The organism is Pseudomonas sp. 10-1B, from assembly GCF_000935045.1.
Lineage (GTDB): Bacteria > Pseudomonadota > Gammaproteobacteria > Pseudomonadales > Pseudomonadaceae > Aquipseudomonas.
This window is the reverse complement of sequence record NZ_JYKS01000005.1, coordinates 104,310-117,850: the sequence shown is the minus strand read 5'-3', so window position 1 is coordinate 117,850 and position 13,541 is coordinate 104,310. Positions and strand designations below refer to the sequence as shown.

12 protein-coding genes are annotated in these 13,541 nt (G+C 65.1%); 8 read left to right on the top strand and 4 right to left on the bottom strand.

The features are described from left to right. Nucleotides 1-140 precede the first annotated feature (140 nt). Entirely contained in the window at nt 141-1,160 is a 1,020-nt protein-coding gene (locus TZ03_RS04255; protein ID WP_051095965.1) for a transporter, read from the top strand. Nucleotides 1,161-1,175: 15 nt separating this feature from the next. Here TZ03_RS04255 and ehuA read toward each other — a convergent pair whose 3' ends face one another. The 4 genes from ehuA to ehuB all read right to left on the bottom strand — a co-directional run bounded on the left by ehuA (nt 1,176) and on the right by ehuB (nt 4,259). Continuing rightward, nucleotides 1,176-1,970: an ectoine/hydroxyectoine ABC transporter ATP-binding protein EhuA gene (ehuA, locus tag TZ03_RS04250; RefSeq protein WP_177328434.1), complete on the bottom strand. Its 795-nt coding sequence runs from the start codon at nt 1,968-1,970 to the stop codon at nt 1,176-1,178. Between the two features lie 59 nt (nt 1,971-2,029). Further along, complete coding sequence (ehuD, locus tag TZ03_RS04245) at nt 2,030-2,686, bottom strand: ectoine/hydroxyectoine ABC transporter permease subunit EhuD (RefSeq protein WP_051095963.1); 657 nt, start codon at nt 2,684-2,686, stop codon at nt 2,030-2,032. Continuing rightward, on the bottom strand, nt 2,683-3,342 hold the full coding sequence (ehuC, locus tag TZ03_RS04240; RefSeq protein ID WP_051095961.1) for an ectoine/hydroxyectoine ABC transporter permease subunit EhuC: 660 nt from the start codon (nt 3,340-3,342) through the stop codon (nt 2,683-2,685). The genes ehuD and ehuC overlap by 4 nt, the downstream gene beginning before the upstream one ends. A 62-nt stretch (nt 3,343-3,404) precedes the next feature. Next, nucleotides 3,405-4,259, bottom strand: a complete 855-nt coding sequence (gene ehuB / locus TZ03_RS04235; protein ID WP_051095959.1) for an ectoine/hydroxyectoine ABC transporter substrate-binding protein EhuB — start codon at nt 4,257-4,259, stop codon at nt 3,405-3,407. Between the two features lie 240 nt (nt 4,260-4,499). On the opposite strand from ehuB, the gene TZ03_RS04230 reads away from it, so the two are divergent. The 7 genes from TZ03_RS04230 (at nt 4,500) to TZ03_RS04200 (ending at nt 13,418) form a co-directional block, all read left to right on the top strand. After that, a complete protein-coding gene (locus TZ03_RS04230; RefSeq protein ID WP_051096124.1) occupies nt 4,500-5,894 on the top strand; it encodes a PLP-dependent aminotransferase family protein in 1,395 nt (464 codons plus the stop codon). Nucleotides 5,895-6,272: 378 nt separating this feature from the next. Further along, on the top strand, nt 6,273-7,244 hold the full coding sequence (eutB, locus tag TZ03_RS04225; protein WP_051095957.1) for a hydroxyectoine utilization dehydratase EutB: 972 nt from the start codon (nt 6,273-6,275) through the stop codon (nt 7,242-7,244). 32 nt (nt 7,245-7,276) lie between these two features. After that, the gene (eutC, locus tag TZ03_RS04220) at nt 7,277-8,269 is read left to right on the top strand and encodes an ectoine utilization protein EutC (protein ID WP_051095955.1); all 993 of its coding nucleotides are present in this window, start codon (nt 7,277-7,279) and stop codon (nt 8,267-8,269) included. A gap of 35 nt (nt 8,270-8,304) precedes the next feature. Continuing rightward, on the top strand, nt 8,305-9,495 hold the full coding sequence (gene doeA / locus TZ03_RS04215) for an ectoine hydrolase DoeA (RefSeq protein WP_051095953.1): 1,191 nt from the start codon (nt 8,305-8,307) through the stop codon (nt 9,493-9,495). Nucleotides 9,496-9,498: 3 nt separating this feature from the next. Next, a complete protein-coding gene (doeB, locus tag TZ03_RS04210; protein ID WP_051095951.1) occupies nt 9,499-10,518 on the top strand; it encodes a N(2)-acetyl-L-2,4-diaminobutanoate deacetylase DoeB in 1,020 nt (339 codons plus the stop codon). A gap of 35 nt (nt 10,519-10,553) precedes the next feature. Beyond that, complete coding sequence (locus TZ03_RS04205) at nt 10,554-12,020, top strand: NAD-dependent succinate-semialdehyde dehydrogenase (RefSeq protein WP_051095949.1); 1,467 nt, start codon at nt 10,554-10,556, stop codon at nt 12,018-12,020. A 12-nt stretch (nt 12,021-12,032) separates the two neighbouring features. Further along, complete coding sequence (locus TZ03_RS04200) at nt 12,033-13,418, top strand: aspartate aminotransferase family protein (protein ID WP_051095947.1); 1,386 nt, start codon at nt 12,033-12,035, stop codon at nt 13,416-13,418. The last annotated feature ends 123 nt before the right edge of the window (nt 13,419-13,541 follow it).

Below are 13,541 nucleotides of genomic sequence, written 5' to 3'. Positions count from 1 at the left end.
AACCTGGGGCTGCTACGCAGCCCTATCGCGACGCAAGGCCGCTCCCACAGGGATGGTGTCGGCAGCCTTTGCTGTCATCTGGCTGCAACGAATATTCAGCAACATTTCTGCCATCTCCCCGTGCCTCATTGCGAGTTCGAATGGGCCATCCCGCACTGCATCTGCCCCAGGACCACGACCTGTTCGGCCTGCTCTACGCCTTCGCCTTCCAGCCTGGCCAGCCCGGGCGCGAAATCGACTCGGCGCAGTTGCTGCACAAGCTTGGTCAGCCGCTGGAGCCCGACGAGTTTCTCTGGGTGCACCTGAACCTGGCCCATGCCGCCTGCGAGCGCTGGTTGCGCACGCATTTGCAGTTGCCCGAGGCGTTCTTCGAAACCCTGCGCGAAGGCTCGCGCTCGACCCGTATCGAGCACGCCGACTCGGCGCTGCTGGCGGTGGTCAACGACGTGGTGTTCAACTTCGGCCTGGTCTCGTCGGACATCTCCACGCTGTGGGCCTGCGCCAGCAGCCAGTTGCTGGTGAGCGCGCGCTTGCAGCCATTGCATTCGGTGGACAAGCTGCGCTCCTCGGTCAAGCATGGCGAGCGCTTCCATTCGTCCATCGAACTGCTGGTGCACCTGCTGCGCGACCAGGGCGATGTGCTGACCCAGATCGTGCGCGAAACCACCACCAGCGTCGACCGCATCGAAGACCAGATGCTGTCCCAGCGCCTGAGCGACAACCGCGCCGAGCTGGGCAGCATGCGCCGGGTGCTGGTGCGCTTGCAGCGCCTGCTGGCGCTGGAGCCGGGCGCGCTGCTGCGCCTGCTCAACCGGCCGCCCGAGTGGCTGCAGGAGCAGGACATACGCCAGCTGCGCGCGGCCACCGAAGAATTCACCCTGGTGATCAGCGACCTCACCGCCCTGGGCGAGCGGATCAAGCTGCTGCAGGAAGAAATCGCCGCCAAGCTCACCGAGCAGACCAACCGCACCCTGTTCACCCTGACGGTAGTGACCGTGCTGGCGCTGCCCATCAACATCATCGCCGGCTTCTTCGGCATGAACGTCGGCGGTGTGCCCTTGGCGGACGACCCCCATGGTTTCTGGGGGCTGGTGGCGCTGGTGGCGACCTTTACCGTTCTGGCGGGGCGCTGGGCGTTCAGCAAGTGGCGCGAATACTGAAACCGCGCCCCTCGATCAGTTCGCCTCCCGCACTGCGCTCAAGAACGCCCGGGTCCGCTCCTGCTGAGGGTTCTCGTAGATCTGCGCCGGCGTACCCTGCTCATGGATCTGCCCCTTGTAGAAGAAGCACACCCGATCAGCGAACTCCCGGGCAAAGCCCATCTGGTGCGTCACCATCAGCATGGTCAGGTTGTGCTCGCTGCCCAGCCGGCGGATCACATTCAGCACTTCGCCACACAACTCTGGGTCCAGCGCCGAAGTCACTTCGTCGAACAGCATCACTTTTGGCCGCATCGCCAGCGCCCGGGCAATCGCCACGCGCTGTTGCTGGCCGCCGGACAACTGCGAGGGGTAATGCTCGAACTTGTTGCCCAGGCCAACCATTTCCAGCAGTTCGGCAGCGCGCTCCCGCGCTTCGGCCGGCTTGACCCCCAGCACCTGCACCGGCGCCTCGATCACGTTCTGCAAAGCGCTCATGTGCGGGAACAGGTTGAAGCTCTGGAACACCATGCCGATCTTCGCCCGCACCTTGCGTACATGGCGTTCGCTGGCGGCGACCAGCGCACCGTTGCGCCCAGGCATGTGGGTGAGCGATTCGCCATCGACTTCGATCATGCCCTGGTCGATGCCTTCCAACGTCATCAGCACCCGCAGCAAGGTCGACTTGCCCGAGCCGCTGGGGCCGATGATCGCCACCTTCTCGCCGGGTGCGACCTCGAGGTTGAGGCCATCGAGCACGGTAAAGTTGCCGTAGCGTTTGGTCACGTCCTTGAAGCTGACGATGGGTTGGGCGATGGCCGGGGTGGGCATGCGGGTGTCCAGCGGCAGGGTGGTGGTGGCAGTGGCGAGGTGGGTCACAGGCGCAATCATCAGCGGAGCTCCAGGCGCACTTCAAGGCGCCGAACGAGGTAGGCCAGAGCGACGCTCAAAGCCAGGAAGAACAGACCGACCAGGGTGATCGGCTCCAGGTAGCGGAAGCTTTCGGAGCCGACGTTCTTGGCCTGCTGCATGATTTCCACCACGGTGATGGCCGACAGCACCGGGGTGTCCTTGAGCATGGCGATCAGGTAGTTGCCCAGCGGCGGCAGGATTGGCCGGATCGCCTGGGGCAGGATGACCACTCGATAGGCGGTCCACGGCGCGAAGTTCAGGGCGACCACCGCTTCCCACTGGCTGCGCGCCACCGAGTCGAGGCCGCCGCGGTACACCTCGGCCAGGTAGCAGGCATAGTGCAGGCCGATACCGATGATGCCGGCCTGCATGGCGGTCATGTTGACCCCGTAGTTGGGCAGCACGTAGTAGAGGAAATACACCTGGATCAGCAGCGGCGTGCTGCGGATGAACTCGATCACCAGCGCCACCGGCCACGACAGCCAGGCCTGGCGGCTGCGCCGGGCGATGGCCAGGAACAGGCCGAGCACTACCGCGATCAGAAAGCCCACCAAGGTGATGCCCAAGGTTTTCAGTGACGCCTGCAGCAAGTCGGGCAGGATCTGCGCGACGTAGTTCCAGTCCCAGACATTCATGACAGGCTCCCCCGCAGGCGACCACGGCTCAGGCGCCGTTCGACCCGGCGCATGAGGAAGTTGATGACCTGCGCCAGGACGAAGTACAGCAGCAGGGTAAGGCTGAAGATCTCCAGGGTCTGGAACGTCGCCTGATCCAGCTGGCGGGCGCGGAAGCTCAGGTCCGACAGGGTGATCAGCGACACCAGCGAGGTGTTCTTCAGCAGTTCGATCAGCAGGTTGGTACCGGGAGCGATGGCCGCCAGCAACGCCTGGGGCAGGATGATCCGCCGGAAGCGGGTGGCGGCCGGCATGTTCAGCGCGGTGCAGGCCTCGTACTGCCCCTTGGCTACCGAACTGATCGCCCCGCGCATCACTTCGGCGCCGTAGGCACCGATATGCAGCCCGAGGCCGACGATGGCCACGGTGTAGGCGCTGAGTTCGAGGTTGAACGGTGGCAACGGCAGCACGAAGAACAGCCAGAACAATTGCACCAGCAACGAGGTGCCCCGGAACAGTTCGATATAGGCCACGCACAGCCAGCTCAATGGCCGCCATGACGAGCGCCGGCCCAGGGCGGCGAGGATCGCGGCGACGATGGCCAGCAGCGAGCCGAAGAAGGTGACCTGGATGGTGATCCAGGCGCCCTGCAGTAACAACGGTATCAATTCACCCATGGTTCGACCTGCATAATCGGATGACACAGGGAATGGCACGGCAAGCGCCATGCCACTTCGATTCACTGCTGGGCACAGAGCTCGGCGGCGGTCTTGTCGGTCACGTTGGAGCGGTCGAAACCGAACGGTGCGACAGTCTTCAGATGTTCCTCGCTACCCAGCCACTGCTTCATCTCGGCGTTGACCGCATCGCGCAGGGCTTTGTCCTCGGGGCGGAAGGCCAGGGCACCGTAGCCGGTGTGGGCCGGGTCATCGCTGAAGTCGCTGATCGCCTCGACCTTGTCACCGCCTTTCTTGGCCAGGCCCTTCATGGTCAGCTGGGTGCCCACGGCGGCATCGGCGCGGCCCGCGCGCACGGCCTGCAGTTGGGCGGTGGTGTCTGGCACCTGGAGGATCTGCGCATCCGTGACGCCCGAGTCGCGGGCATAGGCGAGGTTGACCGTACCAGCCATGATCGCCAGCTTCACGTCGGGGTTCTTGGCTATGTCGGCGTAACTGTGCAGGTTCTTCGGGTTGCCTTGGGCCACCAACAGGGTGTCGGGCAGGGCGTATTGCGGATCGGTGAAGATCACCTGCTTGCAACGAGCCGGGGTGATGTACATGCCGGCGGCAATCACATCGAAGCGCCCGGCACGCAAGCCCGGGATCAGCGAGCCCCACTCGGTGAGCACGCCATCGACCTGCTTGATGCCCATCTTCTCGAAGATGACCTTGGCGATTTCCGGCGACTCCCCGGTTACCCGGCCGTCGGTTTCGGTGAAGGCGAATGGGGTTTCGTTGGCGTAGCCGATGCGGATGCGGCTGGTTTCCTTGATCTGCTCCAGGCTGGCGGCCTGGGCGCTGGCAAGCACGCCGAGGGTAGCGCAGGCCACCAGCAGGCGCTGGAACGGGCGTGGAACGTTGAAAGGCTGGCTCATCAATGAATCTCCTGTTTGTTATAAAGACCGTCGCCGACGGCTCTGTGTTAGGAGGCAGTGGAGCAAAACAGCGAAAGCAGGGTCGGTCGTTTGTTCGAGGCTGCCAGGCAGCGGGTTGTCGACCTTGGACGGAGCATACAAAAGCTGAAACGGCGATGGCATTGCACTAGGACAATTGCCCAGACAGCTTGTTAGGGTGATGCTGTGGCCCTGGCCAAGGCAAGCGAAGCGAACATCATGATGCACAGTTGGAAGGCAGCCCTCGACGCCGCCCGCATCGGCGAATCCAAATACAAGATTCTGGTCCAGGTGGTCACCGGTGAGATCGAGCGCGGTGTGCTGCTGCACGACCAGCGTTTGCCACCGCAGCGCCAGGTGGCCGATGCCCTGGGCATCAGTGTGCAGACCGTGACCAATGCCTACAAGGAACTGGAGCGGCAAGGCCTGGTGCGCTGCGAAATCGGCCGTGGCAGTTTCGTCAGCCGGCGCATGAGCGACCGTGTGTCGGATGACATCATCGACCTGCCCGAGCGCACCCTGGTCGACTTCTCCATCACCCGCATCCTGCACACCCAGGTGCATGAACGTATCTGGCGCGACACTTGCGCCGAACTGGCGGTGGAGGAAGAGCAGCCGTGGATCCATGCCTACCGGCCGATCGCCGGTTTCGAGAGCCATCGCGAGGCCGCGGTGCGCTGGCTCGACGGCCTGGGCATGCGCGTCGAACGCGACGATGTGCTGGTCACCAATGGCGCCGCCCACGCCATTTTCCTGGCCTTGGCCTCGCTGGCCGGGCCAGACGATGTGGTGCTTTGCGAGGGGCTGACCGACCATGGTGTGATCGGTAACTCACAGGTGCTCGGTTTCACCCTCAAGGGCCTGGAGATGGACCGCGAGGGTATCGACCCGGAGCATTTCGAGGACATCTGCAGCAACGAGCGGGTGACCGCGCTCGTGTGCACGCCCAACCTCAACAACCCGACCGTCAGCCTGATGCCCGACAGCCGCCGGCAGGAGATCGCCGCCATCGCCCGGCGCTTTGGCGTGCACATCATCGAGGATGACGTGTACGGGCCGCTGCTCGGTGGCCGTCATGCACCGCCGCTCAGTACCTATGCACCGGAGCTGTCGTTCTATTGCACCAGCATGACCAAGTCGGTGCTGACTGGCCTGCGCGTGGGCTACCTGGCCATGCCCAAGCGCCTGGCGCTGCGTACCGAGAGCATCCTGCGGGTGAACAGTTGGATGGCCACGCCGCTGGTGGCGGAAATCGCCTCGCGCTGGATCAACGATGGGCGTGCCATGCAGTTGGTGGAGTTGCAGCGCACGTTGTTGGGCGAGCGCCAGGCATTGTTGCGGGAATACCTGGGGGAATACGTTCGCGGTCAGCATCCCCATGCATTGGGCGCGTGGCTGAACATTCCCGAACGCTGGGAGGTAGACAGCCTGGTGCGGGCCTTGCGTCGCAGGCAAATTGCCGTGACCCCGCCGGAGCCGTTTCTGGTACGCGGCACCCCACGGCCGCGGGCGGTGCGCTTGTGCGTGGGCGCCGAATGTTCCGAGGCGAAGATGCGCCAGGCGTTGGGCGATATGCGCGAGTTGTTCGGGCAGTATCCGCAGATCCATGAGCTGTGAGCAGCCTGTACCGGCCTCTTCGCGGGTTCGGGCTAACGCCATACCTGTGGGAGCGGGCATGCCCGCGAACACCGGCAAGGCCGGTGCCATCTATCGCGCTGGCTTCTTCGCGGGCGCGCCCGCTCCCACAGGGGTCGCATCAGGGCTGACAGGCGTTGGACACAAGATATGCAGCGCCTGTGGCGAGCCCCGGGAACCCTGATGCCTTTGCCAGAAACCATAGAATCTCCCACAGGGACAGCGCAGGCTTGCGACTCGCGCCGTATCTGTGGGAGCGGCAAAAACAAATTCTCAGGCAAATTGCCCTAGTACATTCATCACGACAATTTTCGCCTCATACACTCCGCCCAACATCAGTTCACTTGTTGGGTCCCGGTCATGTCAGCGCTCTCGCTTCACGATCTCTACCTCGCCCGCCAGCGTATCCACGGCCTCGTGCGCAGCACACCGCTGGAGCTTTCACCCAGCCTGTCGCGGCACCTGGGCGTGCCGGTCTACCTGAAGCTCGAAGCCCTGCAGACCACCGGTAGCTTCAAGCTGCGCGGTGCCAGCAATGCCATTGCCGCACTCGGCCCCGAGCACCGCTCGCGTGGCGTGGTCACCGCCTCTACGGGCAACCACGGCCGGGCGGTGGCCCACGCCGCTGCGCAACTGGGTGTGAAGGCGACCGTGTTCCTTTCGCAACTGGTGCCGGCCAACAAGGTCCAGGCCATCCGCGACCTGGGCGCCGAAGTGTGCATCGTCGGCCAGTCCCAGGACGATGCCCAGCAGGCCGCACAACAGCATGCCGACGAACACGGCGCCGCCTTGATTCCGCCCTTCGACCACCCCTTGGTCATCGCCGGCCAAGGCACCCTGGGCCTGGAAATCATCGAGCAGTTGCCCGAGGTGGAGCAGGTGCTGATCCCGCTCTCCGGTGGCGGCCTGTTCGCCGGCGTGGCGCTGGCGCTGAAAAGCATCAACCCGGCGATCACCACCCATGGCATCAGCATGCAGCGCGGCGCGGCGATGCACGCCAGCCTGCAAGCCGGCAGCCCGGTCGAGGTCGAGGAGCTGCCAACCCTGGCCGACTCGCTCGGCGGCGGCATCGGCCTGGGTAACCAGTACACCCTGAGCATGACTCAACGCTTGCTCGACCAACTCCACCTGCTGCCGGAAGCGTCGATCGCCAACGGCATGCGCCACGCCTACCAGCACGAACGGCTGGTGCTCGAAGGCGCCGGCGCGGTTGGCATCGCCGCACTGCTCGACGGCCTGGTGGCGGCCCGTGGTCCGCTGGTGGTGGTGGTCAGCGGGCGCAACGTCGACAGCGCACAGCACCAGCGCGTCATCAACGGCGGCGACGCCTGAGACTTCACGTTCCCTTCATTGGAGGTATTCGAATGCCGGCCATCACCTTGCTCAGCGAAGCCGACCTGCGTAGCTGCATCACCCTCGACCGCGATGCGCTCGATGCCATCGAACGGGCCTTTGCCCTGCTGGCCACGGCCAAGGTGGCGATGCCGCCGATCCTGCGCCTGGACGTGCCCGAACACAACGGCGAAGTGGACGTGAAAACCGCCTACCTGCCGGGGCTGGAACGATTCGCGATCAAGGTCAGCCCAGGCTTTTTCGACAACCCCAAGCTTGGCTTGCCCAGCCTCAACGGCATGATGATGCTGTTGTCGGCACGCACCGGCCTGCTCGATGCCTTGCTCCTCGACAACGGCTACCTCACTGCCGTGCGCACGGCCGCGGCCGGCGCAGTGGCCGCCCGTTGGCTTGCGCGCCAGGACAGCCGCAGCGTGGCGCTGATCGGCAGTGGCGAGCAGGCACGCCTGCAATTGCAGGCGCTGCGCCTGGTGCGGCCGATCGAACAGGTCAAGGTCTGGGGCCGCGACGCAGAAAAAACCGCTGCGCTGTGTGATGAACTTGGACGCGACGGCCATTTGCAGGTGCAAGCCTGCGACAGTGTCGACCAAGCCATGCAGGCAGTGGACATCGCCATCACCTGCACGCCCAGCCGCGAGCCGCTGATCCAGCCGCATCACCTGCACCCTGGCCTGCATATCACCGCGATGGGCTCGGACGCCGAGCACAAGAACGAGATCGCGCCCAAGGCCCTGGCCCAGGTCGATCGTTACGTGGCCGACCGCCTCAGCCAGACCCGCGTGCTGGGCGAGCTGCACCACGCCTTGCGCGCCGGTGCGGTCAGCGACCAGGCCGAGTTTTCCGAGTTGGGCCAGATCATCGCCGGGCAACGGCCGGGCCGCGTCAGTGACCAGCAGGTCACCCTGTGCGACCTGACCGGCACCGGGGCCCAGGATACCGCCATCGCCAACCTCGCCTTCGAACGCGCAGTCGCCGCCAACAAAGGCCTGGCATTTCTCAGCTGAAACTTTCGCAACCCACTCACAAGAAGGGCATCCGTATGTCACAGACAGTGGTCAACCTGCCGTTCAGCCGGCAGGAATACGCCCAGCGCCTGGCCAAGACCCGCGCCGCCATGCAGGCGCAGGGGCTGGAGCTGTTGCTGGTTACCGATCCATCGAACATGGCCTGGCTCACCGGTTATGACGGCTGGTCGTTCTACGTGCACCAGTGCGTGCTGCTGGCGCTCGATGGCGAGCCGATCTGGTTCGGCCGCGGCCAGGATGCCAACGGTGCCAAACGCACGGTGTTCATGCAGCACGACAACATCGTCGGCTACCCGGACATCTACGTGCAGTCGCGCGAACGCCACCCCATGGACTACCTGTGCCAGGAAGTGATCCTGGCCAAGGGCTGGGGCAGCCTGAGCATCGGCGTGGAGATGGACAACTACTACTTCAGCGCCGCGGCCTACCAGGCATTGTGCAAGCACCTGCCACAGGCGCGCTTCAGCGATGCCGCCGGGCTGGTCAACTGGCAGCGGGCGGTCAAGTCGCCGCAGGAAATCGACTACATGCGCATCGCCGCACGTATCGTCGAACAGATGCATGGGTGCATCCTCGAACGCATCGAGCCGGGCATGCGCAAGAACGAGCTGGTGGCCGAGATCTACCGCAGCGGCATCCTTGGTGTCGACGGCCATGGCGGCGACTACCCGGCCATCGTGCCACTGTTGCCGACCGGTGCCGACGCCAGCGCGCCACACCTGACCTGGGATGACTCGCCGTTCACCCGCGGGGCCGGCACCTTCTTCGAGATCGCCGGGTGCTACAAACGCTACCACTGCCCGCTGTCGCGCACCGTGTACCTGGGCAAGCCGCCGCAGCACTTCCTCGACGGTGAAAAGGCCGTGGTCGAGGGCATCGCTGCTGGCCTCGATGCCGCACGCCCAGGCAACACCACCGGTGACATCGCCCGGGCGTTCTTCCGCGTGCTGGAGAAATTCGGCATCCACAAGGACAGCCGCTGCGGCTACCCGATCGGCATCAGCTACCCGCCAGACTGGGGCGAGCGCACCATGAGCCTGCGCCCGAGCGACACCAGCGTGCTGCAGCCGGGCATGACCTTCCACTTCATGCCGGGGCTGTGGATGGACGACTGGGGCCTGGAGATCACCGAAAGCATCCTCATCACCGAGACCGGGGTCGAGACCCTGTGCAACGTGCCGCGCCAGCTGTTCGTGAAGGACTGACCCATGAATGCAATCGCACAGGCCGCCGCCGCGGTGGCCAACCCGATCAGCTGCACCCTGGATTTCGAGCGGGACGGCGTGCAGCACGGCTTCCTCAAGCTGCCGTACTCGCGTGACGACTCGGCCTGGGGGGCGGTGATGATCCCGCTGACCGTGGTCAAGCACGGCACTGGTCCGACCGCCTTGCTCACTGGCGGCAACCACGGTGACGAATACGAAGGCCCGGTGGCGCTGAGCAAGCTGGCCCAGCAGCTGCAGGCCGAGCAGGTGAGCGGGCGGGTGATCATCGTACCGTTCATGAACACACCGGCGTTCCATGCCGGCACCCGCACTTCGCCGATCGACCAGGGCAACCTCAACCGCAGCTTCCCCGGGCGCCCCGATGGCAGCGTGACGGAAAAGATCGCCGACTATTTCCGCCGTACCTTGCTGCCGCTGGCCGATATCGTCCTGGACATTCATTCAGGTGGTCGCACCCTCGACTTCCTGCCGTTCGCCGCCTGCCACGTGCTGCCCGACAAGGGCCAGCAGGCGCGCTGCGAAGCCGGCATGCAGGCCTTTGCCGCGCCCTACAGCATGCGCATGCTCGAACTCGATGCGCAGGCGATGTACGACACCGCCGCAGAAGAGCAGGGCAAGGTGTTCGTCACCACCGAGCTGGGCGGTGGCGGCACCTCCACGGCCAAAAGCGTAGCCCTGGCCGAGCGCGGCGTGCGCAACCTGCTGATACACGCCGGCATCCTCGCCGGCGAAATGGAGCAGGGCGAGACCACCCTGCTGGACATGCCCGATGGCGATTGTTTCATCGCCAGCGAGCATGACGGTTTGCTGGAGATGTGCCGCGACCTGGGCGAAACGGTCAGCCAGGGCGAAGTGATCGCCCGTATCCATGACGTCCGCCGCACTGGCAGCGCCCCGGTCGAATACCGCGCCCGCCGCAGCGGCCTGCTCGCCGCCCGGCACTTTCCCGGGCTGGTGCAGTGCGGCGACACCCTGGCGGTGATCGCCGACGTACTGGCCTAGCGCGCTACCACGATAACGAGGTATGGAGAACAGTCATGTCACACCACTACCCATTCAATAGCCTGTGCCACGTCGACGGCCAATGGCTGCACAGCCACAGCGGCAACAGCATCGCCGTGCACGACCCGGCCAGCCGCCAGGTCATCGGCCATGTGCCGCTGCTCGACCACGAGCAGATCGTCGCCGCCGTGGATGCGGCCCAGCGGGCTTTCCCGGCCTGGCGTCAGCAGAGCCTGGACAGCCGCGCTGCCTTGCTGCGGCGCTGGGCCGAATTGATGCTCGAGCATCAGGAGTCCTTGGCGCGCATTCTCAGCGAGGAGCAAGGCAAGCCGTTGGCCGAAGCGCGCGGTGAAATCGCCTATGCGGCGAGCTTCATCCCCTGGTTCGCCGAGGAGGCCCGGCGCCTGCACGGGCAGACCATTCCCAGCCATATTCCAGGTGCCCAACTGAGCACGCTGAAGGAGCCTGTCGGCGTCTGCGCGCTGCTCACCCCGTGGAACTTCCCCAGCGCCATGATCACCCGCAAGGCGGCTGCAGCGTTGGCCGCTGGTTGCACAGTGGTGGTCAAGCCGGCCCATGAAACGCCATTCTCGGCGTTAGCCCTGGCGCAGCTGGCAGAGGATGCCGGCTTCCCGCCGGGGGTGTTCAACGTGGTGATCGGCGAGCCACAGATGACCATGGAAACCCTGGTGCGCGACAGCCGTGTGCGGGCGGTCAGCTTCACCGGCTCGACTCGGGTCGGCAAGCTGGTGTTGCAGGCCGCGGCGCAGGATGTGAAGAAAGTGGCCCTGGAGCTGGGCGGCAATGCGCCGTTCATCGTCTGCGCCGATGCCGATCTCGAACTGGCCGTGCGGGTTGCCGTGGCGGCCAAGTTCCAGACCTCCGGCCAGGACTGCTGTGCGGCCAACCGGATCATGGTGCAGCGGCCGTTGTACGAGGCTTTCCTAGCGCGTTTCGCCGAGGCGGTGCGGGCGCTCAAGGTTGGCCCGGCCATGGTCGATGGCGAGGAAACGGCGGCAGAGATCGGCCCGCTGATGCACCAGGCCGCCTTCGATGCTACCCAGGCCCGGGTCGAGGATGCCCTGCTGCAGGGTGCCCGGCGCCTGGTCGGCGGCGAAGGGCATGCCCTGGGGGGCTGGTTCTTCCAGCCGACGGTGCTGGCCGATGTCACCCCGGCGATGCGCATCTACCAGGAAGAAAACTTCGCACCGATCGCCGGGGTCATGCCGTTCGACACGCTGGAGCAGGCCATCGCCATGGCCAACGACACCGAATACGGCCTGGCCGCCTACATCGTCGGCAATCGCCTCGATGTCGTGCACCCGCTGGTGCGCCGGCTCGACCACGCGATGGTGGCGATCAACGGCGTCAAGTTCACCGGTCACCCAATCCCGTTCGGCGGCATGAAGGCCTCGGGCCTGGGCCGCGAAGGCGGCAGCGAGGGCTTCGAGCCCTTCGTCGAAACCAAATACGTTTGCCTGCACCACCAAGGTCAGTTCTAAGGAGTGTTTGCCATGAGCCAAGATTTCAGCCAGCTGTTCGAACAGGACCGCGCCCACTTCATGCACCCCTCGACCCACGCCCATGACCACGCCAGCGGCGCGCTCAAGGGCCGGATCATCACTGGGGCCGAGGGCATCCGCCTGCGTGACCATGAAGGCCGCGAACTGATCGACGCCTTCGCCGGCCTGTACTGCGTGAACATCGGCTACGGGCGTACCGAGGTCGCCGATGCCATCCATCGCCAGGCCAAGGAGCTGGCGTACTACCACACCTACGTCGGCCACTCGACCGAGGCGATCATCGAGCTTTCCAGCCGCATCATCGATTGGGCGCCGGCGGGCATGAAAAAGGTCTATTACGGCCTGTCGGGTTCCGACGCCAACGAGACCCAGGTCAAGCTGGTGCGCTACTACAACAACATCCTCGGTCGCCCAAGCAAGAAGAAGATCATCTCCCGCGACCGCGGCTACCACGGTTCGGGCATCATGACCGGCAGCCTTACCGGCCTGCCCAGCTTCCACCAGCATTTCGACCTGCCGGTGGAAGGCGTCAAGCACACCGTCTGCCCGCATTGGTACCGCAAGGCACCGGCCGGCATGGACGAACAGGCCTTCGTGCAGTATTGCGCCGATGAGTTGGAGCAACTGATCCTCGCCGAAGGACCCGACACGGTCGCCGCATTCATCGGTGAACCGCTGATGGGCACCGGCGGCATCATCGTGCCGCCCAAGGGCTACTGGAAGGCGATCCAGGCCGTGCTCAATCGCTATGACGTGCTGCTGATCGCAGACGAAGTGGTCTGCGCCTTCGGCCGCCTGGGTTCGAAGATGGGCAGCCAGCGTTACGACATCCGTCCCGACCTGATCACCACGGCCAAGGGCCTGACCAGCGCTTATGCGCCGCTGTCGGCGGTGATCGTCGGCGAGAAGGTATGGAACGTGATCGATGAGGGCTCGCAGAAGGCCGGCCCCATGGGCCACGGCTGGACCTACTCAGGGCACCCGATCTGCGCGGCGGCGGCGCTGGCCAACCTGGATATTCTCGAGCGCGAGAACCTGACCGAGAATGCCGAAGTGGTGGGGGCGTATCTCAACCGGCGCATGCGCGAGACCTTCGAGGGCCACCCGCTGGTAGGTGAAGTGCGCGGTGACGGCATGCTTTGCGCAGTCGAGTTCATGGCCGATCGTGAGACGCGCACGGCGTTCGACCCGGCGCTGAAAGTCGGGCCGCAGGTGTCGGCCGCGTGCCTTGAGCGCGGGATGGTCGCGCGGGCCATGCCACATGGCGACATTCTCGGCTTTGCCCCGCCGTTGGTGCTGACCCAGGAGGATGCCGAGCAGATCGTGGCCATTACCAAGACGGCGGTCGATGAGGTGGCTGGGAAGGTGCTTGGCTAAGCATTGCAGGGGCCGCGTTGCGGCCCCATCGCCCCTGCCACCGCTCATCCTTGCTTACTGTGGGAATGACAAGCGAAACGGCAAACCGCCATGGATCGACCATACTGACTCTTCATTTGCCCT

What these genes read in the sequence shown, in the direction of transcription:
- TZ03_RS04200 (WP_051095947.1), top strand. Translation starts at nt 12,033, where the DNA reads ATGAGCCAAGATTTCAGCCAGCTGTTCGAACAGGACCGCGCCCACTTC.
- ehuA (WP_177328434.1), bottom strand. Translation starts at nt 1,970, where the DNA reads ATGCCCACCCCGGCCATCGCCCAACCCATCGTCAGCTTCAAGGACGTG.
- doeB (WP_051095951.1), top strand. Translation starts at nt 9,499, where the DNA reads ATGAATGCAATCGCACAGGCCGCCGCCGCGGTGGCCAACCCGATCAGC.
- TZ03_RS04230 (WP_051096124.1), top strand. Translation starts at nt 4,500, where the DNA reads ATGCACAGTTGGAAGGCAGCCCTCGACGCCGCCCGCATCGGCGAATCC.
- ehuD (WP_051095963.1), bottom strand. Translation starts at nt 2,686, where the DNA reads ATGAATGTCTGGGACTGGAACTACGTCGCGCAGATCCTGCCCGACTTG.
- ehuB (WP_051095959.1), bottom strand. Translation starts at nt 4,259, where the DNA reads ATGAGCCAGCCTTTCAACGTTCCACGCCCGTTCCAGCGCCTGCTGGTG.
- eutB (WP_051095957.1), top strand. Translation starts at nt 6,273, where the DNA reads ATGTCAGCGCTCTCGCTTCACGATCTCTACCTCGCCCGCCAGCGTATC.
- TZ03_RS04255 (WP_051095965.1), top strand. Translation starts at nt 141, where the DNA reads ATGGGCCATCCCGCACTGCATCTGCCCCAGGACCACGACCTGTTCGGC.
- doeA (WP_051095953.1), top strand. Translation starts at nt 8,305, where the DNA reads ATGTCACAGACAGTGGTCAACCTGCCGTTCAGCCGGCAGGAATACGCC.
- TZ03_RS04205 (WP_051095949.1), top strand. Translation starts at nt 10,554, where the DNA reads ATGTCACACCACTACCCATTCAATAGCCTGTGCCACGTCGACGGCCAA.
- ehuC (WP_051095961.1), bottom strand. Translation starts at nt 3,342, where the DNA reads ATGGGTGAATTGATACCGTTGTTACTGCAGGGCGCCTGGATCACCATC.
- eutC (WP_051095955.1), top strand. Translation starts at nt 7,277, where the DNA reads ATGCCGGCCATCACCTTGCTCAGCGAAGCCGACCTGCGTAGCTGCATC.